This is a genomic window from Streptomyces sp. NPDC042002 (genome assembly GCF_055588305.1).
Window position 1 is genome coordinate 55,324 of the sequence record NZ_JBVJCT010000003.1, and the last position, 25,285, is coordinate 80,608.

Genomic DNA, 25,285 nt, shown 5'->3' on the forward strand with positions numbered 1-25,285 from the left:
TGCTCCCTATCCGTCGCTCGTGTTGCGTTTCGTTTTTTGCTGGGCGCCTCCGCGTCTTCCCTCCGCCCTCCTTCTTTCCTTTTCTCCCCCCCCCCCCCGCCCCCGGCCCCCCCCCCCCCCCCGCCCAGGAGCGGCATCCGGACGGTGAAGACAGCGCCGCCCCCGTTCCGGCCGCCCACCTCGACCGTGCCGCCGTATTGCCCGGCGATGTCGAGTACGAGCGCGAGACCCTCGCCCCGGGGCCGTACGCCGGTGCGCCGTTTCGTGGAGAAGCCCCGGCCGAAGATCCACTCGCGCAGGTCCCCGGCGACGCCGGGGCCGTTGTCGGTGACGCCGAGTTCCACTTCGTCGCCGGTCTCACGGAAGGACACCTCGATCCAGGGGGCGGGGGTGCCGAAGCAGCCCACGGCGTCCATGGCGTTGTCGATGAGGTTGCCGAGCACGGTGATGATCTCGCCGGACCGTTCGGGATGGCAGCCCAGTGAGGAGCGCGGGCCCAGTCGCAGGGTGATGCCGCGCTTCCCGGCAGCCATGGTCTTGCCGACCAACTGGGCGCGGATCAGCGGGTCTTCGACGCACCTCATGACATTCGCGACCTCGGCGAGCGGGACGCCCGGGGAGGCGGCGAGCAGTTCGGGGCGCTTCTCGGCGTGCCGGGCTAATTCCATCAGGCCATGCAGGGTGTGCAGCGCGTTGCGCCGCTCGTGCCGCCGGATACGGGGGTCGGCCAGATAGCGGCCGTCGCCGGGTGCGTCCAGCAGCGCGTGCTCCATGGACACCAGGAACGCTTCGCTCCGGCCGTGCGAGGACGGCGCCGCGCCTCCGGGGAGGGACGGCGTACTGGTATCTCGGCCCGGTCGTGCGGCTTTTGGCTGCGGGGCGGCTGGAAGAAGGTGGTGGATCACGTGGAACAGCCTTCCTGTGATGCTTGAACCGCGTGAGGTGGGTTCTATTGGATCCAGAAGGCCAGCGGCTCAGCAAGATCCGGAGGGTAACGAGATCTTGGCGAGATCACGCTGACCGACCGGGAAGCTGCTGGGGAAATGCGGACATCAGTGACCGAAGCCCTGGTGGTTCGTACATCTGCGGGCGCGGGGAGTGGCCGGATGTGTCGATTCGGCCGGCAGGGAAAGCAGTGATCACGACATCCGGGATGTGGTGAGTGCCGCATCGCGTGCTCGATCGCGGCGTGGGCGGCACCCGTTGGATTTACGCGGTAAACGAGGTGAACGCTGTCTTCGGGGTCAAGTCCGTTTGCGCCCACAAAGGCTGTGCGGCCCGGCCCATGGCCTAGCCTCCACCACGAACGCCCAGTGATACGACAGGAAGCCGATCCGTGCTGACCCGTATTCTCCCGCCGCCCGGTCCTGCCCGGATGCTCACCTTCATCACCATGGTGATGAGCCTGGGGCAAGGGCTGTGGATGGCGATCAACGCGATCTACGCGGTGACGATGGTCCACCTCACGCCGGGGCAACTCGGCCTCAGCTTGGGTATATCGGCTGCCCTGGTGCTCGTCTCCAGCATCCCGCTCGGCCATCTCGCGGACCGGGCCGGGCCGCGCACCATACAGATGTGGTCCTTCCTGGCGCTGGCCCCGCTGACCGCGGCGCTGCTGCTCGTCGAGGGCTTCTGGTCGTATCTGATCGTCACCTCGGTGCAGGGCTTCGCCTACCGGGCCGCCAACAACGCCCGCAAGGCGATGATCGCGGCGAACGTCCCGCAGAAGAACCGCGCCCATGTGATGGCGTACATCCGGGCCGCCCTCAACGTGACCATCGCGATCGGCGCCTGTCTCTCCGGCCTCGTCATCGCCTGGGGCGAGCGCGTCGGTTACCAGGGCGCGATCCTTTTCACGGCCCTCTGCTTTCTCGCCACCGGGCTGCTCTCCGCGAAGGAGGCGCCGGTGCCGGCCTCGGCGGGCGCGCCCTTCGCGGTGCTGCGCGACGCGTCGTTCCTGATGTTCACCGCCCTGGACGGGCTGCTCGTCACGCACGCCCTGCTGCTCGACCTCGTACTGCCGCTGTGGGTGATCCACCACACCGACGCCCCGCGCTGGATGAGCGCGGTCATCCTGCTGGTCAACACCGGTTTCGTGGTGGCCTTCCAGACCAGGGCAGCGCGCGGCACCGACGACACGAGGTCCGCCGCCTGGGCGAGTCTGCAGGGCGCGGGCTGTGTGGCGGCCGCCTGCCTGGTGTTCGCCCTGACCAGCGGTACGGGGGTCATCGCGGCCGTGGTCCTGCTGGTGGTCGGCGCCCTGCTGCACGCGCTCGGCGAGATCCGGCAGGCCGCGGGCAGCTGGACCATTGCCTTCGACCTCGCGCCCGACAACGCCCAGGGCCAGTACCAGGGCACGTACAAGATGGGCGGCGACATCGGCAAGATGTTCGCCCCCGCCGTCTTCGCCTGGCTGATCATCGACCACGGCACCATCGGCTGGATCGTCCTGGCCGTGTCGTACGCCCTCCTGGGTGCCGCCATGCCGGCGGTCGTGGCCCGTGGCGTACGCAGCCGGGCGGGATCGTCGACCGCCGAGCCCGCCGAGCCCGCCGAGCCCGCCGAGCCCGCCGAGCCCGCCGAGCCCGCCGAGCCCGCCGAGCCCGCCGAGTCCGTCGCCGGCTGATCAGGCGGCGTGCCGTGCGGGCCCCCACCCGTTCCTTCCCGAGCACCGAGGTTGATCTATGACCTGCACCATTGCCCCCCGGAGCGTGAATCTCCAAGGCGTTTGCCTGGTGGACGAGCGGCACGGCTGGGCCGTCGGCGACGGAGGCATGATCCTCGCCACCGACGACGGCGGCTTCCGGTGGCACGCCCAGGGCGGCACCGACAAGGACCTGCGGATGGTCTGCTTCGCCGACACAGAGCGCGGCTGGATAGCCGGCCGGGACGGCGTCGTCCTGCACACCACCGACGGCGGCCGGCACTGGGAGTGGCGGGACACCGGTACGGACCGCAATCTGTACGGCATCTCCTTCGAGCCCTCCGGTCGCACCGGCTGGGCGGTCGGCGACAGCGGCACCGTCCTGGCCTCCTTCGACGGCGGCCTGACCTGGCAGCCGCAGCGCAGCGACGGCACCCACTTCACCCGCTGCTTCACCCTCGACGAGAAGACCGCGTGGATCATTGGCAAGCACGGCGCCATCCACGCCACCCGTGACGCGGGCGCGACCTGGACCGTCCAGCACAGCGCCATCGAAGTCGATCTGCGTGGCATCTACGCCGTCTCGCGCGAGCTGTGCTGGGCGGTGGGCCGGATGGGCTCGCTGCTGCGCTCCGAGGACGGCGGCACCACCTGGATCCGCGAGGACGTGGGCACCGGCCTCGACCTGTACGGGCTGTGGGCGGCGCCCGACGGCCGGGAGGTCCGCACTTCCGGCGACGACGGCGCGGTGTTCGCCTCGCACGACGGCGGCCGTACCTGGTCCCCGCAGCCCAGCGGCACCGCCAAGGACGTCGTCTCGCTCGCCTTCATGCCGGACACCCGGCACGGCTGGATGGTCGGCGACTCCGGGCTGATCCTCGCCACCGGTGACGGTGGCGAGACCTGGACGCCGCAGCTCAGCGGCATCCACAAGGACCTGGTCGGGGTGTACGGAGCCGGCTCGGCGCGCTGGGCGGTCGGCCAGGACGGCCTGCTCGCCGTCACCACGGACGGCGGCTCCACCTGGCAGGTGGGGGAGACCGGCACCGGCGAACTCATCTGGGACCTCACCTTCCACACCGACGCGCGGCGCGGTTGGGCGGTGGGTGACGGCGGTACGGTACTGGCGACCGAGGACGGCGGTGCGAGCTGGCGCCGTCAGGAGGTACCCACCGAACTCGCCCTGCTGAGCGTGCACTTCGACGGTGAACGCGGTTGGGCGGTGGGTGACGGCGGTACGGTGCTGGCGACCGAGGACGGCGGTGCGAGCTGGCGCCGTCAGGAGGTACCCACCGAACTCGCCCTGCTGAGCGTGCACTTCGACGGCAAGCAGGGCTGGACGGTGGGCGCCGAGGGTCTCGTCCTCGTCAGCGACGACGGCGGCACCAGCTGGCGGCGCCAGGACTCCGGGACGCGGAGCACCCTGACCCAGGTCCATGCCGGACCGGACGGCACGGCCTGCGCGGTCGGGCGCGACGGCACCATCGTGACGACCCGCGACCACGGCGCCACCTGGACCTCTCCGCCCAGCGGGACCGAAGTGGCCCTCTGGGGCGTCGCGTTCACCGAATCCGGCGAGCACGGCTGGGCGGTCGGCGACGGCGGCACCGTACTGGCGACGGCGGACGCCGGCCGCAGCTGGACGGCGCAGGACAGCTCGATCGCCGACAACCTCAAGGCGGTCTGGGCGCAGCCGGACGGCGCACAGGTGTACGCGGTCGGGGACGGCAGCTCCGTCATCGCCACGGGCGACCTCGGCGCGGACTGGGTTTCACACGTCGCCAGCACCGGCCGGAACCTGTACGGCGTCCACCTCCTGCCCGGCGCCCGGGAGGGCTGGGTGGCCGGCGACGGCGGCACCGTACTGGGCCGCACCGGCGGTGGGCGCTGGACCCCGCAGCCGAGCGGCACGGCGGCGAACCTCTACTCCGTGTCCCCGGCCGGCCGCTCGACCGCATGGGCGGTGGGCCGGGCCGGAACGATCCTGGTGACGAGGGACGCCGGCACGACCTGGGCGCAGCAGACCAGCGGCAGCACCAAGGACCTCCTCGAAGTCTGCGTATGCCCGGACGCGTCGACGGCCTGGGCGGTCGGCGACCGCGGCACCATCCTCGCCACCACGGACGGCGGCGCGACCTGGGCCCACCAGCCGGCCCCGTACACGGACTGCGGTCTGTGGGCGGTGGACTTCGCGGACGAGTCGACGGGCTGGGCGGTCGGCACCGGCGGCACGGTCTTCGCCACCACGGACGGCGGGGCGACCTGGGAGAGCCAGGACAGCGGAGGACAGGACGACCTGATCGACGTGCACGCCGTCGACGCGAGGACCGCCTGGGCCGTGGGCCACCGGGGCACCGTGCTGCACACCCGGGACGGCGGTCGCAGCTGGCAGCGTCGTGAGAGCCCCACCCGGCAGAACTTCACCGCCGTGCACTTCTCGGCCGACGGCCGGACCGGCAGGGCCGTCGGCCGCAGCGACACCGTCATCACCTCGTACGACGGCGGGGACACCTGGCAGACCGGCACCACGGGCACGGGGGTGTCCCTGTGGAACGTCAGGGTGTTCTCCGACCGGGACTCCTGGATCGTCGGCGACGAGGGCACCGTACTGTCGAGCTCGGACGGCGGTGCGACCTGGGAGCAGCACTTCTACAGCCCCGAGAAGGACGCGGCCGCCGCCCGCCGCTGAGCGGGCACCGCCGCCGCAGGCCGACACCCATGGCCTCGGACAGTCACAAGCAGCTATGAGCAACCACACGCAGCCGCAGATCGCCGCAGAGGAAGACACCGACATGGCCCACGCATTCAAGGACGTTCCCGCCACCACCGCCGCCGAGCTCCTGGGCCGTGAACAGGTCATGGACACCGGCATCCGCCCCCTGTGGGACTCGCCGCGCGTCGCGGGACCGGCGTACACCGTGCGGTGCGAGCCCGGCGACAACCTGATGCTGCACGCCGCCATCTACCGCGCCGAGCCGGGATCGGTGATCGCCGTCGAGTCGGGTGACCTGGACTACGCGCTGGCCGGCGGCAACGTCTGCGCCATCGCTCAGCGCCGGGGCGTCGCGGCCTTCGTGGTCGACGGGGTCATCCGTGACCTCGGCGAGGTGCGCGAGGCGGGCTTCCCGGTCTTCTCGCGCGGCGTCATCCCGGTCCCCGGCGCCAAGAAGAAGCTCGGCACCCTCGGTGAGCCGGCCCGGGTCGGCGGCGTCCTGATCCACCCCGGCGACATCGTGGTCGCGGACGAGGAGGGCGTCGTGGTCGTCCCGTCCGCCCGCCAGGAGGAGATCCTCGCGGCGGCCCGGACCAAGCTGGCCAAGGAGGCCGCGGAGACCCTCGACGACTGGCAGGAGATCCACCACGCCCGGGTGGAGAAGGCCTTGAGCGACCTGGGCTTCGCGGGCTGACCGACGCACCTTCTCCACAGCTCGGTCACCTGGCTCGGTTCCACGGCGCACCCCGGGATTCACCCGGGGTGCGCCGTTCTGTCTTCCCGCGCGAAGCCGGGCACGCGCAACCCATTTGGGTACGAGGGGTGCCAACTGCCCTGTGCCGCGAGGTAAATGAGCAGAACGCGATTATCTCTGGTTATGGGTGTTTAGAAGGTCAGTGCGCGCAATGGAGCCGCCCGGGAATGCCGCGGTTAGCGTCGGACGCGTCCAGTTACCGATGCGTTCGGATCGACATGACCACTGCACTGAACCTGCGCCTGGGCGCCGGACTCCTGCACCACGCGAGCAGCCGGCCCGACAGCGTCGCCCTGACGGTCGGGGCTCGGGAATACGCCTACGGAGAGGCCGCGGACACCGCACGCCGCTGGGCCACACTGCTCGTCGAGGCCGCCGGTGGCCGGCCGCGGCGGGTCGGGGTGTTCGCGTACCGCAGCGAGGCCTCCTATCTCGGGGTGGCCGCCGCGCTGTTCGCGGGCGCCGCCTTCGTACCGCTGAACAGGAAGTTCCCGGCCGAGCGCACCCGTTCCATGCTGGAACGCGCCGACGTCGACGCGCTGATCGTCGACGCCGCCTCGCTGCCCGGCCTCGCCGGACTGCTGCGCGGGCTGCGGCGCAAGCCCGTCGTGCTGCTCCCGGACGTGGTGCGCGGCGAGGCCGGCGACCTCGGCGACGTACGGGTGCTGGACGCCACGGACCTGGCCGTGGCCGCGCCCCTGGAGCAACTGCCCGAGGTGGCGCCCGACGACATCGCCTATCTGCTGTTCACCTCGGGCAGCACCGGAGTGCCGAAGGGCGTCCCGGTCACCCACGGCAATGTGCGGGCCTTCCTCGACGCCAACCAGGCGCGCTACCGGCTCACCCCGGACGACCGGCTCACCCAGACCTTCGACCAGACCTTCGACCTGTCGGTCTTCGATCTGTTCATGGCCTGGGAGCACGGGGCCCGGGTGTGCGCCATGGACCCCATCGAGATCATCGCGCCCTTCAAGTACCTGGAGCGCAACGGGATCACCGTGTGGTTCTCGGTGCCCTCGGCCGCCGCGATGCTGCGCAAGCGCGGCGTGCTCAAGCCGGGGTCGATGCCCACCCTGCGCTGGAGTCTGTTCTGCGGCGAGGCGCTGCCCCGCGCCACTGCCGAGGTCTGGCAGGCCGCGGCCCCGCAGTCGGTCGTGGAGAACCTGTACGGGCCGACCGAGCTGACCATCGCCTGCACGGTCCACCGGTGGGATCCGGTGGCCAGCCCCGCCGCGTGCGTGCACGACAACGTGCCCATCGGGGTGCCCTATCCCGGGCTTCGAACCCTCGTCGTCGACGACGAGCTGAGGCCCGTACCCGACGGTGCGAGTGGTGAGCTGTGCGTGGCCGGGGCGCAGACCACCCCCGGCTACTGGCAGGCCCCCGAGATCACCGCCGAGCGTTACTTCACGCGTGCGGGACGCACCTACTACCGCACCGGTGACCTGGTGCGGCTCCAGGACGGCGAGTACGTCTGCCTCGGGCGCAACGACCAGCAGGTCAAGGTCGGTGGCCACCGCATCGAACTCGGCGAGATCGAGGCCGTGCTGCGCCGCGCCGGTGCCGTCGAGGCCGTCGCCCTGCTGTGGCCCGACCCCGACACCATCACCGCCGTGGTGTCCGGCGCCACGGGCACGGCCGCGCTGACCGCCGCCTGCGACAGCGCGCTGCCGAACTACATGGCTCCCCGTTCCGTGCACCTCATCGAGGAGATGCCGTTCAACGGCAACGGCAAGGTCGACCGCGCGGCGCTGCGTCGCCTGCTCGACGAGACGACCGCGGCCCACGGCTGACCCGCTCCCCTCCTCCTCCGCAGAAAGGCAACCGTGAGCAACGTCGACCAGCTCATCGCCCGCACCCTCGACATCGCCGAGGACCGCGTCACCGACGGACTCGACTACCAGTCGATCAGGGAGTGGGACTCGCTCGGCCATGTCTCGCTGATGGTCGCGATCGAGCAGGAGTACGGCGTCGATGTGGACGACGACCTCATGCTGACGCTCCGCTCGGTGAGAGCCATCCGCGAGTTCGCGGCATCCCGTGCCGCCGCCCCGGCCGCCGGCCCCGCTTCCGACGCGGCCCCCGCGACCGGCACCGCCCCCGCCGCGCCGTCCGCCCCCTCCGCCGGTGACCGCCGTCCCGTCCACCGCGGACTCGAAGGCGTCGTCTTCGACCAGACCGCCGTCACCCGCATAGACGGCACCGCCGGCACCCTCGAATACCGCGGCTACAGCATCCACGACCTGGCCGAGCACTCCTCCTTCGAAGAGGTCGCCCACCTCCTCGTGCACGGTGAACTCCCCGACGCCGACGCCCTGGAGGCATTCACCAAGCAGCTGCGCGCCTCCCGCGAGCTGCCCGAGCCGGTCCTCGCCCTGGCCCGCTCCCTCGCGTCCGCCCACCCCATGGACGCCCTGCGCACCTGCGTCTCCGCGCTCGGCGCGCACGCGCCCCGCCGCCCGGTCGGCATCGACGAGAGCTACGACGAGGCGCGCGAGACGGGTATCGAGCTGATCGCCCGAATACCGATGATCGTCGCAGCCCACCACGCCTTCCGCAGCGGTCGCGAGCCGCTGCGGCCCGCCGAGGACGCCGGCCACGCCGAGGCGTTCCTCACCGTGCTGCTCGGCGAGCGGCCCTCGCCGGCCGCCGTGCGGTTCATCAACAAGGGCTTCATCGTCCACGCCGACCACAGCTCCAACGCCTCCGCGTTCACCGCGCGGGTCGCCATCGGCTGCCGGGCCGGCATGACCGCCGCGCTCACCGCCGCCGTCGCGGCCTTCGCCGGATCCGTGCACGGCGGCGCCGCCGAGCGCGTCGTGGGTGTCATCGACCAGGTCGGCACCCCGGAGAACGCCGCGGCGCACGTCGCCGCGGTGCAGGGCCGGGGCGAGCCGGTGATGGGCTTCGGCCACCGCGTCTACCGCACCGAGGACCCCCGGGTGCGTCATCTGCGGTCCACCGTCGTCGAGTTGAGCGAGGAGCGCGGTGACACCACCGGCCTCGACATCCTCGACTCGGTCGCCGTCGCGATGACCCCGTACAGCCGCCACGGCGTGGCCGCCAACGTCGACCTCTACGCCGGTCTCGCCTACCGGATGCTCGGCCTGCCCGACGACCTTGCCGTCGCGCTGTTCGCCGTCGGCCGCACCCCCGGCTGGGTGGCCCAGGCCCTGGAGCAGCAGTCCAACAACGTGCTGATCCGCCCGCTGCTCGACTACGTCGGCCCGCGCGACCGCGCCTACCCGAGGACGGATGCCCGATGAGCCGTACCGCACCCTCACTCCCCGACTTCGCGGCCGCCCACGGCTTCGACCTCGGCGCCGTCCCGTACACCGGCCGCGTACTCCTCGAATCACTGCTGAGAGCAGCGGACTTCGAGCAGGCGGCCGTCCTCGGCAAGCGGCTCGCGGCCGGCGAGGACCCGGACCTGGAGATGCCGTTCCGCCCCGCCCGCATCCTGGTGCAGGACTACACCGGCATCCCGCTCCTGGTGGACCTGGCCGCGCTGCGCGACCGCGTCGCCGGGCCGGGCCGGGTCAACCCCGCGCTGCCCATCGACGTCGTCGTCGACCACTCGGTGCAGACCGACTGGGCGGGCCGGCCCGACGCGCTCGGGCTCAACGAGGCCCTGGAGATGTCCCGGAACCAGGAGCGCTACGCCTTCCTGAAGTGGGCCGAGGGCGCCTTCGACGGGCTGCGGGTCATCCCGCCGGGCCGCGGCATCGTCCACCAGATCAACCTGGAGCGCCTCGCGACCGTCGTCGCCGAAGGCCCGGACGGCAGTCTCTTCCCGGACACCGTGATCGGTACCGACAGCCACACCACCATGGTCAACGGCCTGGGCGTGCTCGGCTGGGGCGTCGGCGGCCTGGAGGCGGAGGCGCAGATGCTGGGCCTCGCCCAGCCGCTGCGCATCCCGGCGATCGTCGGCGTCCGCCTGACCGGAGCGGTGAGCCCCGGCACCTCGCCCACCGATGTCGTCCTCGCGCTCACCAAGCGGCTGCGCGAGGAGAACGTACGGGCCCTGATGCTGGAGTTCACCGGTCCCGGTGTCACCGAACTCACGGCACCCGACCGCTGCACCATCGCCAACATGGCTCCCGAGTACGGCGCCATGTCCGCGTTCTTCCCGGTGGACGAGGAGACCCTCGACTATCTGCGCCGCACCGGCCGCGGCGAGGCGGACATCACGCGGGTACGGGAGTACTGTCGCGCCCAGCGGCTGCTGCGCGAGGCCGCCGAGCCCGTTTTCGGCCGCACCATCGACTTCGACCTCGGCGAGGTCGGTCCGGGTCTCGCCGGTCCCAGCCGCCCCGACCAGTGGGTCTCCCTCGGCGAGCTGCCCGCCTCCTTCGAGGCGCTGCTCTCCGGCGAGGTGCGCACCGAGGCCGGCGTCACCGACGGTGACCTGGTCATCGCCGCCATCACCTCGTGCACCAGCACTTCCAACCCGAAGGCGATGCTGGCCGCCGGACTGCTCGCCCGGCGCGCCGTCGAACGCGGGCTGGCCGTGCCCGCGCATGTCAAGACCAGCCTCTCGCCCGGCTCCCGGGCGGTGACCCGCTATCTCGAGGACTCCGGGCTGCTCGCCGACCTGGAGCGGCTCGGCTTCCATGTCGCCGGCTACGGCTGCATGACCTGCAACGGCGGCAGCGGACCCCTGGGCGAGGGGGTCGGCGAGGCCGTGGACCGCGCGGGCCTGACCGTGGCCGCCGTGCTCAGCGGCAACCGCAACTTCGAATCCCGGGTCCACAGCCAGGTCCGCGCCGGCTATCTCGCCTCCCCCGCCCTGGTGGTCGCCCTCGCACTGGCCGGCACGGTCCGCGCCGACCTGGAGAACGAGCCGCTCGGCACCGACCAGGCCGGCGCACCCGTGTACCTGCGAGACCTGTGGCCGCACAGCGGTGAACTGTCCGAGCTGGAGGAAGAGTTCATCACCCCCGAGGTGTTCGCGCGGGACGAGGTACCCGGCGCCGCCTGGCAGGCCATCGCCACGCAGAACAGCGAGGTGTTCGACTGGGACGAGACCTCCACGTACATCCGTCCCCCCGCCTATGTCGACCCGGCGCCGGCCCTCGGCCCGCTGGCCGGGGTCCGGGCCCTGCTCGCCCTCGGTGACGACATCAGCACCGACCACATCTCGCCGGTCGGCGCCATCCCCGCGGACTCGCCCGCCGGGCGGCATCTGACCGGGCACGGGGTGCGCGACTTCAACTCCTACGGCTCACGGCGCGGCAACCACGAGGTGATGGCCCGCGGCGCCTTCAGCAACCCGCGGCTGCGCAACCACCTGGTCGGTGACCGGGACAGCGGCGGAACGACGCTGCATCTGCCGTCGGGCGAGCGGCTGCCCGTCTTCGAGGCCGCCGAACGGTACGCGGCCGAGGGCACCCCTCTCATCGTGCTGGCCGGCCACAGCTACGGCATGGGCTCCTCCCGCGACTGGGCGGCCAAGGGCCCCTGGCTGCTCGGCGTCCGCGCCGTCCTCGCCGAGAGCTTCGAGCGCATCCACCGCGCCAACCTGTGCGCGATGGGCATCCTGCCGCTGCTGCTCCCGCGGAGCTGGCCCGCGCTCGGCCTGACCGGGCGCGAGGAGTTCGCGCTCGACCTGGACCTGGACCGGGTCCGGGAGACCGGCGAGGTGCACGTCACCGCCGACAGCCGGGACCTCACCGTACGGGCCGATGTGCTCTCGGCGGGGGAGTGGGACGTACTGCGGGCGGGTGGCACGCTGCCGTACCTCCTGCGGCGCCTCGCAGCCGAGGAGGGGACCGGGCGATGACGACCGCGCACATCCTCGACACGCTCGGCCTGCGCGAGGCCGCCGGCGCCGACGCACTCGCCGCCGGCACGAAGACCTTCGTCCCGGTGCACCTGGGCACCCACGACGTGCCCATCGGCACGGTCCTTGACGCACTGGACGCCGACCCGACGCTGCTGCCGCCGCGCACCGGCCATCTCGGCAACTGGGAGGACATCGCGGCCGGCCGTGCAGGTCCGATGGACTTCAACACCGCCATCTGCGGAAGTGGTTACGGATATCCACTGATCTACGGCTTCACCCGCACCGAGGCCGAGACGGAGGGCGGCGACGAGGCGTACCAGCCGGGCTCGCTCATCGACCAGGGCAAGCGGCACGTCCTGCCGCTGCACACCTGGGACGGGGCGCGCTTCACCCGCCGCGACCGCAGCAAGGCGCTGTTCTGCCCACTGGTGCAGGCCGAGGTGGACGGGCAGCTGATCCCCCTGGTCGACCTGCACTGGCAGCGGATGCTCGCCCTGCCCGGCCGCTACCGCTTCAAGCAGTGGGCCGCCGCCCTCACCGACAACGAGCAGCTCGTCACCGACATGCTCACACTGCTCCTGGAGCAGGCCGCGGCCCAGGGCCGCAACCAGGCGTTCGCCGAGCTGATCAGCCAGGCGGTGCGGCTGGACGGCGAGGTGGCCCGCTGCGATCTGCGGCCGGACGGCACGGGCTATCTGCTCGACGGCCACCGCTACCCCTCCGCCCGCGCCCTCGCCGAGACGGTCATGCTGACCGTGCGCGCGCTGGTGGAGCCGGCAGAGTTCTTCGCCCGGCTGCCCGAACTGCCCCCGGTGCTCCCGGTGATGTCGCTTCAGCTCACCAATGTGCTGTTCGCGCTGCTCGACATGCACCACCCGGACGCCCCGGCGGGCGCCCCCGAGGGCCCGTTCATCACCCATCTGCACTGGGGCGCCCGGGCGATGGCCGGCTGTCCGCCGCGGCGCGGCGGCTATCTGTCCCGCCGCTCCACGGTGCGCTCGCTGCGCGCCATCACCGATCCGCTGGTCCAGCACTTCGACACGGCCCACCCCATGGCCTTCGTGCTCCTGCCGGCGCAGGCGTTCATGCTGTGCCCGCCGAGCACTTCGCCGTACGACGCCGAGGTGCTGGCCGGGCTGCTGCGGGCGGTACGGGCGGCCGGTCCCGAAGCCTCGTACGAGACCACTCTGACCTGGCTGGACGGAAACGCCGACCGCCTCTCGGGGTATCTGCGCGGCCGCTTCCGCAGCGGCAGCGGAGTGCCCGCGGACGGCGCCCTGCGCGACCCCGCGGTCCCCGTGGAGCCTGAAGGCTTCCGTGAACTGACCTTCCGTCAAGCCTGTGGTGCGGTCGCCGCGTTCGAGGAGGTGCTGGGATGAGGCTCAGCCACCACGAGGTCGTCATCGCCCTCAAGGAGCCCTTCGTCAGCAACACCGGTGTCACCACCGAGGTGCGTCAGAGCATCGTCACGCTCGACTGGGAGGGCCTGCGCGGCTACGGGACCTCGCGCGGCGCCGACCCGGCCGAACTCGACGCCTGCGGACCACTGCCGGCCGGCTCCTCGCCGTACGCCGTACGTGCCGTGCTGGAGCGGCTGACGGTGAACCCGGCCACCCGGGCCGCCGTGGACATGGCGCTGCACGACCTGCTCGGCAAGGCGACCGGCCGGCCCCTGCGCCACCTCCTCGGCCTCGACGGCCTGCCCGTCGAACCCACCGCCCTGTCCATCGGCGCCTGCCCCGACGCGGAACTGGTCGAGCGGGCCCGGGAGCTGGCCGACTGGCCGGTCCTCAAGCTCAAGCTCACCCCCGGGGACGACGGCAGCCGCGCCGGAGTGCTCCGCTCGGTCTACGGCGGCCGCATCCGCGTCGACGGCAACGGCTCCTGGGCCCCCGACCAGGCGCTGCGCGTCGCCGAGGAGCTGCACCGGCACGACGTCGAACTGCTGGAGCAGCCCGTCGCACCCGGAGCGCTCGACAGCCTCCGTTACGTCCACGAGCGCTCGCCGGTCCCCGTCTTCGCCGACGAGGACTGCGCGGGCCCCGAGGACGTGCTCAGGCTGCGCGGTCGCGTGAGCGGCATCAACATCAAGCTGCTCACGTGCGGAGGTCTCTCGAAGGCCCACGAGATGCTGCTGCTCGCCCGGGCCTGCGGACTGCGCACCATGCTCGGCTGCAAGGTGGAGAGCGCGCTCGGCACCACCGCCATGGCGCAGCTCGCCGGCCTCGCCGACCACCTCGACCTGGACGGTCCCGTCGGCCTGCTCGACGACCCGTTCACCGGAGCCCGTATCGACCGCGGCGTCCTCACCCTGCCCGAGACGCCCGGCATCGGCGCCACCCCCGTCCACCGACTCCACTCAGAGGACTGACATGCGGCTTCGCTGCGCCGTGCTCGACGACTTCCAGAACGTCGCCACCACCATGGCGGACTGGAGCCCGGTCCAGGACCGGGTGGAGGTCGTCCCCTTCGCCGAACACTTCGCCACCGAGGACGAACTGGCCGCGGTACTGGCGGACTTCGAGATCGTGGTGACGCTGCGCGAGCGCGTCCCGTTTCCCGCCTCCCTGCTCGACCGGCTGCCCCGGCTCAAGCTGCTCGTCGCCTCCGGCATGCGCAACTCGGTCATCGACTACGCGGCCGCCGAGCGGGGCGGCGTCACGGTGTGCGGCACCAAGAGCACCTCCACCCCGCCGGTGGAACTGACCTGGGCGCTGCTCCTCGGCCTGGCCCGCTCCCTCGTCACCGAGAACAACGTGCTGCGGTCCGGCGGCCCCTGGCAGTCCACCGTCGGCGCCGATCTGCACGGCCGCCGGCTCGGACTGCTCGGCCTCGGCAAGATCGGCAGCAGGGTGGCCCAGGTGGGCCTCGCCTTCGGCATGGAGGTGACGGCCTGGAGCCAGCACCTGACCAAGGAGCGCGCCGAGGAGGTCGGCGTCCAACTGTCGTCCTCCAAGGAAGAGTTGCTGGAGTCCAGTGACTTCGTCTCCCTGCACCTCGTGCTCAGCGACCGCACACGCTCCGTGCTGGGTGCCCCCGAACTGGCCCTGCTGAAGCCGACCGCCTACCTGGTGAACACGTCCCGCGCGGGCCTGATCGACCAGGACGCCCTGCTGGCCGTGCTCCACGAGGGCCGGATCGCGGGCGCCGGAGTCGACGTCTTCGACCTCGAACCGCTGCCCGCCGACCACCCGATGCGCACCGCCCCGCTCCTGCTGGCCACCCCGCACCTCGGCTATGTCGCGCGGAGCAACTACCGCACGTACTACGGCCACGCCGTCGAGGACATCGAGGCCTATCTGTCCGGCGCGCCGATCCGCCTCCTCGGCTGACGACTCCCCGCCACGAGGCCGGGGCGCCCCCGGTCCCGTACGTCCAGAAGACCCGCAACCCACCTTGGAGAACCACCGGTGAGCAGCCCGCACCGCCGCATGATGAAGCTCGGCGCCTTCCTGCCCGCGCCCGGACACCACGTCGCCGCTTGGCGCCACCCCGAGGCCCGTCCCGACGGCGGCCTCGACTTCGACTACTACCGCTCGCTGGTGCAGACCGCCGAGCGCGGCAAGTTCGACATGGTGTTCCTGTCCGACGGCGCCGGGGTGCGCACCAAGTACAAGGACGCCGACGAGCTCAGCCGGCAGGGCCGCATGGTCCACTTCGAGCCGATGACGCTGCTGTCCGCGCTCGCCGTGCACACCACGCACATCGGCCTGACGGCGACCTCCTCGACGACGTACAACGAACCCTTCACCGTGGCCCGGCAGTTCGCCTCGCTCGACCACCTCAGCGCGGGTCGTTCCGGCTGGAACGTGGTGACCTCCGCGACCGACGCCGAGGCGCGCAACTACAACCTGGACAAGCAGCCGGAGCACTCCGCGCGCTACCACCGGGCCCGCGAGTTCATGGAGGTCGTCACCGGCCTCTGGGACAGCTGGGAGGACGACGCCTTCCTCTACGACAAGGAGTCGGGCCGCTTCTTCGACCCGGAGAAGCTGCACATCCTGGGCCACCGGGGCGAGCACTTCTCGGTGAAGGGCCCGCTCAACGTGGCACGCCCGCCGCAGGGCTACCCGGTGATCGTGCAGGCCGGCTCCTCCCCGGACGGCCAGGACTTCGCCGCGCGCTGGGCCGAGGTGGTCTTCACCGTGCAGCAGACCCTGGACCAGGCGCAGGTCTACTACCGCGGCCTGAAGAAGCAGATCACGGACTACGGCCGCGACCCCGAGGACGTCAAGATCCTCCCCGGCGCCTTCATCGTCGTCGGCCGCACCCAGGCCGAGGCCGAGGACAAGTACGAGACGCTCCAGTCGCTGGTCGACCCGGTCGTCGGCCTCGGCATGCTCTCCTACCAGCTGGGCATGGTGGACATCTCCGGCTACCCGCTGGACGGACCGCTGCCCGAGCTGCCGGCCACCGAGGGCAGCACCAGCAAACAGCAGATGATCTACGAGCAGGCGCGGCGGCAGGGCCTCACCATCCGCGAGCTGTATCTGTCGGTGGCGGCCGGCCGCGGCCACCGTTTTCTGCTCGGCACCCCCGAGACCGTCGCGGACCAGCTGGAGGAGTGGTTCGTCAGCGAGGCCGCCGACGGCTTCAACATCATGCCGGACTACCACCCCGGCGGCCTCGACGCGATCGTCGACCTGCTGGTGCCCGAACTGCAGCGCCGGGGCCTGGTCCGCACGGAGTACGAGGGCACCACGCTGCGGGAGAACCTGGGCCTGCCGCGCCCGTCCTTCGGGTCGGCGGCAGCGGGGAGCGGTCGGTGACGGTCCCCGGGACGGGCACGGGCACGGGCACCGCCACCGTCGACGGCGGCGAGCTGCGCGCCGTGCTGCGCGCGCACGCCGCCGGGGTGGCCGTGCTGACCGCCGCCGACGCGGCCGGACCGCTCGGCGTGACCGTGACCTCCTTCACCTCGGTCAGCGCGAGCCCGGCCCTGGTCTCCGTCACGCTCGCCGACACCTCCACCACCTGGGCCCGGATCAAGGCCTGCGACCGGTTCGGCATCCAGCTGCTCGGCGCGCACCAGGCGGAGACGGCGATGCGCTTCGCGCTACCCGGCGACCGGTTCGCGCCGCCCACCGCCTGGCGGCCGGACCCGGACGGGGTGCCGCTGCTCGACGACTGCCTGAGCTGGCTGCTCTGCTCCCCGTACGAGCGGCTGCGGCTCGGCGACCACCATCTGCTGGTGGGCGCCGTCGAGTACGTACGGCACGGGGTACCCGGCGACAGCCTGGTGCATCTGCACGGTGATCTGCGGTCCGTCACCGCCCACACCCCAGCGAGGACCTGACCATGCCCGGCATCGCGCCGCTCTCACCGGCAAGGACCTGACCATGCCCAAAGTTCTGCTCCTCTCCCGCCAGCCGCTTGCCAAGCGCCCGCTGCAGGAGTGGCTGGACCGCAGCGCGGACGAGATCGTCCTGCTGACCACCCCGAAGGCGGTCGCAGGGGCGGCGGAGACGCTCGCCGAGCACTTTCCCATGCACCAGCTGGTCGAGGACTACCACGGCTGGTCCGCCGAACAGGCCGCGGAGGAGGCCGCGCTCCGTCATGGGGCCGAGCTGGTCGCCAGCACCAGCGAGAGCGATGTGCTGCGCGCGGCCCGGCTCCGGGCCCGCCTCGGACTGCCGGGCCAGGACCTCGCGTCGGCGACGGCGTACCGCGACAAGGTGGTGATGAAGGAATTGGCGCAGGCGGCCGGAATCGGGGTGCCCGCCTTCGCCCCGGTCGACAGCATCGCCGACCTGCTGGAGTTCATCGGGACCGAGGGCTTTCCCGTGGTGGTGAAGCCGCGGCTGGGCGCGGGCTCGGAGGGTGTGGCGATCCTGCGCGGCCCAAAGGACGTGAGTGCGTTCCTGTCCCGCGAACGCACCTCGGACGTGCCGTACTTGCCGGGCCAGTGGATGGCCGAGGGCTATGCGACGGGTGAGTTCTTCCACGTCGACGGCATCATGCGGGACGGCCGGATCGTGCACGCCTGGCCCGGCCAGTACAGCGGCGGCCTCGCCGAGCGCATCCACGACGGACTGCACATCGGGAGCGTGCTGCTGGCACCGGACGACCCCCGTACGGCGGTCATGCGGCGGATGGCGCAGGACGTGATCGCGGCCCTGCCGGCCGCCCCGCATCCGCTCGCCTTCCATCTGGAGGCGTGGATCTCGCCCGAGGGCGAGCCGGTGCTGTGCGAGATCGCCAGCCGTGCGGGCGGTGCGCTGGTCGCCGAGGCCTACGAGCGAGCCTTCGGCGTGCAGCTGGCCCGGGAGGGCCTGCGCGCCCAGTGCGGCGGGTCCCTGACCCTCGCCGAGCAGCCGGCCGCCCCCTCGGTGGCCGTCGGCTGGGTGCTGCTCCCGCCGGGCCACGGCGAGTTCGTACCCCCGGCCGGGCCGTGTCCGGTGCCGGGGGCGGAGGTCGAGCTGCTGCTGGCGCCCGGCACCCGGCGCCAGGGAGTGGAGCACGTCTCGGACGCCGTGGCCACGGTCTTCGTGACGGCGGCGACCGCGGAGGCGGTCCGCAAGCTGCTCGCGGAGGCGATGGACTGGTGGCACGAGAACACGGCGTGGCGCTGACGCCGTCGGCCCCGACGCCCGCCTTCCCCCGACCCCGTCTTCCCGCCCTTCCTCCAGCTCCTTCCCACAGACAAGGAACCGCCATGGCTCCCGAGGCCCCCAACTCCTCCGAACACGTACTGGTCGTGGGCCCCGGCCGCGACTTCCCGGCCCGTATCCGCGAGGCCCTGCCGGGCACCCGCACCACCGTGATCTGCCAGCTCGACTACATCGGCAAGGTCCGCACGCCCGGCGAGAACGCGCGGGTGATCGGCGTCCGCGGCGACGCCCCCGACCAGGAGTGGATCGACCTGGCGGCGGCGGCGCACGCCCTCGACCCGTTCACCCGGATCGGCACCTTCGGCGAGCGCGACCAGGATCACTACGCGGTGATAGCGCGGGCGCTCGGCCTGCGGGCACACACGGTGGAGACGGTGACGCTGGTCCACGACAAGGAGGCGATGCGGGTACGGCTGCGGGAAGCGGGGGTGGACGCGACAGCCTGCGCCCGCGTCTCGGACCTGGAGGAACTCCGCGCCTTCGTCCGCGCGAACGGCACCCCTTGCGTGGTCAAGCCGGTCTCCAGCTCGGGCAGCGCGGGCGTCACGAAGGTCCGTGACGAGAGCGAGCTCGCCGAGGCCTTCGAGCGGGCGGCCGGCAGCTATCTGGGTCTGTCGAACTCGGGTGTGCTGGTGGAGGAGTTCCTGGAGGGCCCGCAGTTCAGCGTGGAGGCGTTCTCGGAGGCCGGGGAACACGTGATGGTGGCCGTCACGCGCAAGTACTCGGATCCGGAGAGCTTCGTGGAGCTGGGCCATGTCTCGCCGGCCGAACTCCAGGCGGGGGACACCGAGGCGATCTCGGCCTGTGTGAGCTCCGTACTCGACGCGCTGGCCATCGAGTTCGGGCCCACGCACACGGAGGTCGTCCTCACTCCCGAGGGCCCGCGGGTGATCGAGACGCATGTCCGGATGGGCGGCGACATGATTCCCACGCTCACGATGGAGGCGACGGGCGTGGACATCGACGACTGCACCGCCCGCCAGACGCTGGGTGAGAAGGTGCTGCCCGGCATCCGCTCCCGACTGGCCGAGCCCCGCCCCACCCCCGGCAGCTCGGCGATCTGGTTCGCCTCGGTGGGCGCCCCCGGCACCCTGGACGAGATCCTGGGCCTGGCACAGGCCCGTGCCCTGCCCGGTGTGACCGAGGCGGAGGCGATGGTCCGCCCCGGCGCGGAGGTGGGCGCACTGGAGAGCTCGGTTTCCCGGGTGGCCTACGCCCGTGCCCTGGCCGGCACGGCGGACGATGCGGTCAGGACGGCTCGTGAGGCGGTGAGAGGCCTGGAGTTCCGGCTGCTGGTGCGTTCGCTGGATACGGACACGGTGTGACGCACGGGCGGCGCCCCGATGGGTCCGTAACAGCTCTCTTGCAACGTGACGCCTTCTGTTCCGGGAGTCCGTTCTCCGGGACGCCCGGAACAAGGACACCGAGATCCTCGCTCCGCGCCACCGGATCGGTGCTCCAACGTCGCCTCGTCGCCGACCAGGTCGCATGAGGTTCTCCGCGCGCGCAACGCGAATCGCAGCAGTACGCCCGATCACCACGCCGGGCCGGTCGGCGGATCCGGGTTCCACGATCCATCGCGATCCGGGAAAGCTGGACCAGCTGGCGCGGCCGGGCGATCGAGCCGCTCATCCGCGAGGCGCTTGCCCGGACACTGCCCGACGACCAGCTCCCCGCGGCCCCCGCGGTCGGCGGCTGCTGGACCCGTACCGACGACATCGAGATCGACATCGTCGGGGCGGACCGCGCCCCATCGCCAAGGAGATGTTCTTCGTCGGCTCCATCAAGTGGCTGGAGCGGTCGCCCTTTGACCGGCACGACCTGGCAGCTCTCCACCGCCACCGCGCCGCCCTCACCGACGAACCCGTTTCCCGTCGTGGCGGTCTCGCGCGGCGGAGTCGACTGTCCGGGGCTCGATGCCGCCTACGGGCCCGACGATTCGCTGACCGCCTGGCCGCTGTGAGCGGATGAAGGACACCGCGTCGCTGACGTGGCGGACACGCAGGCATGAAAGGGGTCGACACGTCCTGGCTCAAGAACCGACCGCAAGATGCTCGTTCGGATCAACAGGCTCATCGAGGACGTCAAGCGTGATCCGTTCACGGGGATCGGCAAGCCTGAGCCGCTCAAGTACCACTTGCCGGGAGCGTGGTCGCGGAGGATCGACGACGAGCACCGGCTCGTCTACCTGGTCATGGACAAGGAGACCGTCATCCTCGCCGCCCGCTACCGCTACTGACCTTGGAAGCGGTTCCCGGTGGGAGGGTATGCCGGGATCGCGCTCCCGCACTCGGATGACGACCTCCGGGAAATCGGCAACTTCGCAGGTGGGGGCTCTGCCGCAGACATTCCGGTTCGACGCGTGAGCGGATGGGACAACGTCACGTCGGCGGCCTGGCGGACATGCGGGTCGGATGGGGTCCGGTCCTTCGGGGTCGGGCCCTTTGTTTTTCCCCGTGCCGGGATGGTGTCGGGAAATCCCGCGGTCTCACCTCCGTACCCGCCTCGCCCCTCCGTCAGGCCGCCCGAGATGAAGTAAGATTCAATCTACGTAAGAATCTATCTACGTTAATCAATCTGGGGGCACGTCGTGGAGTTCCGGGGGCGAGCCGGAGATCTTGAGCTGCTGGCCGAGCAGTACCGGACGGTGGCAGAGGGCTTCGGAGCCACTCGTGGGCGGGCTGTGATCATGACGGGCCGGCGGCGAGTGGGGAAGTCGCGACTGGTCCAGGAGTTCTGCGACCGCTCGGGAGCGCCGTACGTGGTGTTCCAGGCCACCCGGGGGCGTAACCCCGTGACGGAGCGCGCCGACTTCGCCGCGACCCTCGCGCAGTCCCCACTGCCGGGGGCGGAGCTGATCGCCGGCCTCCAGGCGCAGGACTGGAACCAGGCCCTGCGCTCGCTGGCGCTCGCGGTACCCGATGACTCACCCAGCATCGCGGTGATCGACGAGGTGCCCTGGCTGGTCGAGCAGGATCAGGAATTCGAGGGCGCGCTCCAAACCGTCTGGGACCGTCACCTCTCTTCCAAGCCCGTGCTCCTGCTGCTGGTCGGCAGTGATACATCGGTGATGGAGGCACTGCAGTCGTACGGGCGCCCCTTCTTCGGCCGGGCGGCGAAAATGACCGTCCGTCCCCTGAACCTGGCCGACGTGCAGGCCATGACCGGGCTCGACGCCGCGGCGGCCGTCGACGCCCAGTTGATCACTGGCGGATTCCCCGAGATCGTGCAGTCGTGGCGACCGGGAATGGGGCGTACGGCGTTCTTGCGGGCCTCGGTCGCCAATCCCCTCTCGCCCCTGCTGGTGGCCGGCGAGCTGTCCCTGCTGGGCGAGTTCCCCGAGGCCTCGCACTCACGGGCCGTACTGGAAGCGGTCGGCAGCGGCGAGCGCACGTTCAGCGCGATCGCGGCCCGGGTCGGCGGCGCCGGCGCCCTGCCGTCCGGCACGCTCTCCCCGCTGCTGACCACGCTGCAGGCCAAGCGGGTCCTGGCCGCTGATCTCCCCCTGTCCGTCAAGCCGGACAGCAAGAACAAGCGCTACCGGATCGCCGACCCGTATCTGCGGTTCTGGCTGGCCTTTCTGGCGCGCGCGATCCCGCTCATCGAACGTGGCCGCGGTGACTTGGCGATGGAACGCATCGAGCGGTCATGGACCACCTGGCGCGGGCGGGCGGTCGAGCCGCTGATCCGCGAGTCCTTGCTGCGGCTGATGCCCGGTGACGAGTGGCCCGAGACCGAGGCCATCGGCGGTTGGTGGAACCGTCAGAACAACCCCGAGATCGATCTCGTCGGTGCGGACCGCGAACCGGCGGCCCGGCGGGTGCACTTCGTCGGATCGGTCAAGTGGCTGGAGACCCAGCCGTTCGGCCGTCATGAGTACGACGCCTTGGTACGCGACATGCTCGCTGTCCCCGGTACCACCCCGCACACTCCACTGGTCGCGGTCTCCCGCTGCGGGGTGGCCGACGATCTGCCGCTGACCGCGCACTGGGGACCAAAGGACCTCGTTCGGGCATGGCGGCCCCGATAGCCGCGGAACCCGAGGTCTCTCTCACCTCGTGAGTGCCCCGGAACGACGGAGCCGCTTGAGGTTCACGCCGCGCCGGTCCCCGATGTGCGCGCCGTGCCCGGGTAGTCGGGCGGGGTCGCCCAGCCGAGGAGGATGCCGGCGACGGCCGCGAGCGGGCGGGAGCGGATCTTCAGGGCGAGGGTTTCGAGGAGCCGGAACGTCGTGTAGTACAGGCCGGTGAGGAGCGCGGTGACCGCGCTCGCCACCGAGGCCGAGCCGAAGTCGACGCCGATGTGGACCAGCAGGGTCAGCACGAGCCCCGCGACGATCGGCACGACCGTGCGCATGAAACTGGCGAAGAGGTTCACGGGAATTCCTGTCTCACGGGTCAGGAGTCGGGGTTCACGATGCGGGGTTCAGGGCGCGGGATTCGGGACGGCGGGTTCAGGACGCGGGACGGTGGGTTCAGGACGTGGGGTCGAGGTGGACGACGACCTTGCGCAGCGCCGCCTCGATCGCCTCGGTGATCGAGGCGACAAGAGCGGCGGCGTCGATGGTCTTGTCGAACGCCGCGATCGTGGTGGCGAGTTGGGCGATGGCGGCGCTGTGTGCCGCCTCGGTCGCCTGCACGAGACGCACGCGGGCGTTGGTGTCCTTGACGTAGGACTCCAGGGCCCAGTACGGATTCGTCTTCACGTCCGGGGCGTCGGCAGGGGCCGGGATCACCCCGTCCATGGTCAGGACCGCCTTCGCCGCGGCGGACGCCACGTTGTCGACGTCCTGCGTCTCCAGCACACCGCCGCCGGCGATGAGCTTCGCGGTGACCGCGGCCGCGACCTTGTTGATGTCGTCGGTGGTGAGTGCCATGTCTGTCTCCGTTCCGGCGGCCCACGCGCGCAGCGCGGACTCGCTCAGGTAGCAGATGGATCGGTCGAGCGGGGTCGAGGTGAACTGCCAGAACAGCGGCGACCTGCCGGACGGGCTGGGCTTCGCGTGCGCCTCGGCCTGCGCGTAGGCCGCCGCTCCGGACCAGGGATAGGCGGGATACCAGAGCGGGACGGCGGTGGGCGCGTGGCCGGCGGCCAGGTCGCTCGCCGAGGTGTAGACGCCGACCCGCTGGCCGGGGAACGCGGCTTGCACCTGGGCGATCCAGGCGGTGGCGTAGGTGTGGATCCCGGCCGCCGTGACACCCGCGTAGTTCGAGCCGTCGGACCTGCGTTCCAGGTCGAGCCAGTGCACGAAGCCCTGGCCCGCGTGCGGCCGGACGGCGGCGATGTAGTTCGCCGCCTCCGCGGCGACGTCCTGGTTGGGCCAGCCGAAATGGTAGGCGCCGGGTACGAGACCGGCCTCGATGATGCCCTTGATGTGCAGGGCGAAGCGCTCGTCGTGGGTGTGCCGGCCCTCGCTGGCCTTGGCGAAGGCGAAGACCACGCCTTCCGCCTTCCGGGCCTTCCAGTCCTGGGCTCCCTGATAGACGGAGAGATCGATTCCGCGGCATGTGGCCATGGCGGGCCGCCCCCTTTCATGGTGTCGATCGCGTACTGGATGTGCGTGGCGTGCTCGCGCCGCGGCGGGATCCCGGTGCGGGTGCGGGTGCGGGTGCGGGTGCGATCGCGTCTCGCGGTCCGTCCCATCCGCTCGGCAGACGGGACCGCGCGTCCCGCCGTACGGGACCGCGCGGTCCCGCCGGACGACCGCCCCGTCCCGCCGGACGACCGCCCCGTCCCGCCGGACGACCGCCCCGTCCCGCCGGACGACCGCCCCGTCCCGCCGGACGACCGCCCCCGACCGCCCCGTCCCGCCGGACGACCGACCCGTCCCGCCGGACGGCCGCCCGGCGACCGGTCCGGTGACGGCGACGGGCACCCCGTGACGCTGACACGCACCCCGTGACCGTTGCGTCACCGTCGCGTCAACTCCCCTTCCGGCACCGCGCCGTCATCCCGGGCGGCCGTGCGTCCCGGGCGTCGAGAGCAAGGGCGAGGGCGTTCGCGTGCCGTCCTTGGCCCGGTACGGGAACATGGCGGCGAAGCGCGCCGAGGGTTCGAGTCCCAGTTCCTCGCGGAGCAGCCGCCGGAACCCCTCGTAATGCCGGATCGCCTCCACGACGTTGTTCTCGGCCAGGTGCACGGCCACCAGCGCGCAGTGCGCGCTCTCCCGGAGGGGTTCGATCGCGACGCACTTGAGGGCGGCCTCCAGCGCGAGTGCGTAGCAGCCGCGTCCGATGAACCATGTGCTCAGCGATTCGAGCGCGTGCAGGCGGAGTTGGCGCAGCCGCTCCCGTTCGAAGGAGATCCACTCCTCGTCCCATCCCGGCAGCAGCTCGCCGCCCTCCAGGAGGCCCAGCGGGGGCGGCGCGTCGATCGCCTCGTGCGCGGGGCCGGTCAGGCGCAGGGCCGCCCGGGTGAGGTCGTCGACGTCCACGGACACGCCGTCCGCCAGGTACAGCGTGTCGCCGTCGGCGCGTACGGCCGGATGGCGCGCCCGGCGCAGCCGCCACAGCGCCGTGCGCAGGCTGCCGTGCGCGTGCTCCTCGGTGACGTCGGGCCACAGGGTCCCGGCGACGACGGAACGCGTCGCGTGCTTGTGCAGGCCGAGGTAGGCCAGCAGCCGCTGTTCGTTCGCCGGGACGGTGATGCTCCCGTTCGCGCCCTCCAGCCGGAAGGCGTCGAACAGGCGCAGTCTGGCCGTCGCCGCCTGTCCCGGCTCTGTCAGGTGGTCTCTTCGTGGCTTCGTGGGTAATTCGTTCCAGACCATCGATCGTTC

Annotated in this window: 19 protein-coding genes and 1 pseudogene; 16 read left to right on the forward strand and 4 right to left on the reverse strand. The window is 71.7% G+C overall.

What is annotated here, in order from left to right:
* A partial coding sequence (locus ACZ6KY_RS05595) for a sensor histidine kinase (protein WP_469309031.1) occupies positions 1-773 on the reverse strand: 773 nt, incomplete at its 3' end.
* Positions 774-1,336: 563 nt separating this feature from the next.
* Between ACZ6KY_RS05595 and ACZ6KY_RS05600 the strand changes: the two genes are divergently transcribed.
* The 16 genes and pseudogenes from ACZ6KY_RS05600 to ACZ6KY_RS05675 all read left to right on the forward strand — a co-directional run bounded on the left by ACZ6KY_RS05600 (position 1,337) and on the right by ACZ6KY_RS05675 (position 22,540).
* Complete coding sequence (locus tag ACZ6KY_RS05600) at positions 1,337-2,626, forward strand: MFS transporter (protein ID WP_469309032.1); 1,290 nt, start codon at positions 1,337-1,339, stop codon at positions 2,624-2,626.
* A 58-nt stretch (positions 2,627-2,684) separates the two neighbouring features.
* Entirely contained in the window at positions 2,685-5,333 is a 2,649-nt protein-coding gene (locus ACZ6KY_RS05605; RefSeq protein WP_469309033.1) for a YCF48-related protein, read from the forward strand.
* Between the two features lie 55 nt (positions 5,334-5,388).
* Entirely contained in the window at positions 5,389-6,051 is a 663-nt protein-coding gene (locus ACZ6KY_RS05610; RefSeq protein ID WP_469309034.1) for an RraA family protein, read from the forward strand.
* 278 nt (positions 6,052-6,329) lie between these two features.
* Positions 6,330-7,904: an amino acid adenylation domain-containing protein gene (locus ACZ6KY_RS05615; protein WP_469309035.1), complete on the forward strand. Its 1,575-nt coding sequence runs from the start codon at positions 6,330-6,332 to the stop codon at positions 7,902-7,904.
* A gap of 33 nt (positions 7,905-7,937) precedes the next feature.
* Complete coding sequence (locus ACZ6KY_RS05620; protein WP_469309036.1) at positions 7,938-9,377, forward strand: citrate/2-methylcitrate synthase; 1,440 nt, start codon at positions 7,938-7,940, stop codon at positions 9,375-9,377.
* Positions 9,374-11,896, forward strand: a complete 2,523-nt coding sequence (gene acnA / locus ACZ6KY_RS05625; RefSeq protein ID WP_469309037.1) for an aconitate hydratase AcnA — start codon at positions 9,374-9,376, stop codon at positions 11,894-11,896. Before ACZ6KY_RS05620 ends, acnA begins: the two co-directional genes overlap by 4 nt.
* Positions 11,893-13,278 (forward strand): DUF6025 family protein, encoded by a 1,386-nt coding sequence (locus tag ACZ6KY_RS05630; RefSeq protein ID WP_469309038.1) that lies wholly within the window; start codon positions 11,893-11,895, stop codon positions 13,276-13,278. The genes acnA and ACZ6KY_RS05630 overlap by 4 nt, the downstream gene beginning before the upstream one ends.
* Positions 13,275-14,270 carry a dipeptide epimerase gene (locus ACZ6KY_RS05635; RefSeq protein ID WP_469309039.1) on the forward strand — a complete coding sequence of 332 codons (996 nt, stop codon included), beginning with the start codon at positions 13,275-13,277 and terminating at the stop codon, positions 14,268-14,270. Before ACZ6KY_RS05630 ends, ACZ6KY_RS05635 begins: the two co-directional genes overlap by 4 nt.
* A gap of 1 nt (position 14,271) precedes the next feature.
* Positions 14,272-15,231, forward strand: coding sequence for a D-2-hydroxyacid dehydrogenase family protein (locus ACZ6KY_RS05640; RefSeq protein ID WP_469309040.1), 960 nt, complete (start codon positions 14,272-14,274; stop codon positions 15,229-15,231).
* Between the two features lie 78 nt (positions 15,232-15,309).
* The gene (locus tag ACZ6KY_RS05645) at positions 15,310-16,668 is read left to right on the forward strand and encodes an LLM class flavin-dependent oxidoreductase (RefSeq protein WP_469309041.1); all 1,359 of its coding nucleotides are present in this window, start codon (positions 15,310-15,312) and stop codon (positions 16,666-16,668) included.
* Entirely contained in the window at positions 16,665-17,195 is a 531-nt protein-coding gene (locus tag ACZ6KY_RS05650) for a flavin reductase family protein (protein WP_469309042.1), read from the forward strand. The genes ACZ6KY_RS05645 and ACZ6KY_RS05650 overlap by 4 nt, the downstream gene beginning before the upstream one ends.
* A gap of 43 nt (positions 17,196-17,238) precedes the next feature.
* Entirely contained in the window at positions 17,239-18,471 is a 1,233-nt protein-coding gene (locus ACZ6KY_RS05655; RefSeq protein WP_469309043.1) for an ATP-grasp domain-containing protein, read from the forward strand.
* A gap of 83 nt (positions 18,472-18,554) precedes the next feature.
* Positions 18,555-19,835: an ATP-grasp domain-containing protein gene (locus tag ACZ6KY_RS05660; protein ID WP_469309044.1), complete on the forward strand. Its 1,281-nt coding sequence runs from the start codon at positions 18,555-18,557 to the stop codon at positions 19,833-19,835.
* 257 nt (positions 19,836-20,092) lie between these two features.
* A pseudogene (locus ACZ6KY_RS05665) lies at positions 20,093-20,473 on the forward strand (ATP-binding protein); the annotation flags it as partial.
* A gap of 87 nt (positions 20,474-20,560) precedes the next feature.
* Positions 20,561-20,749 (forward strand): Txe/YoeB family addiction module toxin, encoded by a 189-nt coding sequence (locus tag ACZ6KY_RS05670; RefSeq protein ID WP_469309045.1) that lies wholly within the window; start codon positions 20,561-20,563, stop codon positions 20,747-20,749.
* 351 nt (positions 20,750-21,100) lie between these two features.
* Positions 21,101-22,540 carry an ATP-binding protein gene (locus ACZ6KY_RS05675; protein WP_469309046.1) on the forward strand — a complete coding sequence of 480 codons (1,440 nt, stop codon included), beginning with the start codon at positions 21,101-21,103 and terminating at the stop codon, positions 22,538-22,540.
* 62 nt (positions 22,541-22,602) lie between these two features.
* Here the strand turns inward: ACZ6KY_RS05675 and ACZ6KY_RS05680 are convergent, their stop codons facing one another.
* From ACZ6KY_RS05680 to ACZ6KY_RS05690, 3 genes are all read right to left on the reverse strand, one after another.
* Complete coding sequence (locus ACZ6KY_RS05680; protein WP_469309047.1) at positions 22,603-22,887, reverse strand: hypothetical protein; 285 nt, start codon at positions 22,885-22,887, stop codon at positions 22,603-22,605.
* A gap of 97 nt (positions 22,888-22,984) precedes the next feature.
* A complete protein-coding gene (locus ACZ6KY_RS05685) occupies positions 22,985-24,025 on the reverse strand; it encodes a glycoside hydrolase family 25 protein (RefSeq protein WP_469309048.1) in 1,041 nt (346 codons plus the stop codon).
* A 432-nt stretch (positions 24,026-24,457) separates the two neighbouring features.
* Positions 24,458-25,276 carry an AfsR/SARP family transcriptional regulator gene (locus tag ACZ6KY_RS05690; protein ID WP_469309049.1) on the reverse strand — a complete coding sequence of 273 codons (819 nt, stop codon included), beginning with the start codon at positions 25,274-25,276 and terminating at the stop codon, positions 24,458-24,460.
* Positions 25,277-25,285 lie beyond the last annotated feature (9 nt).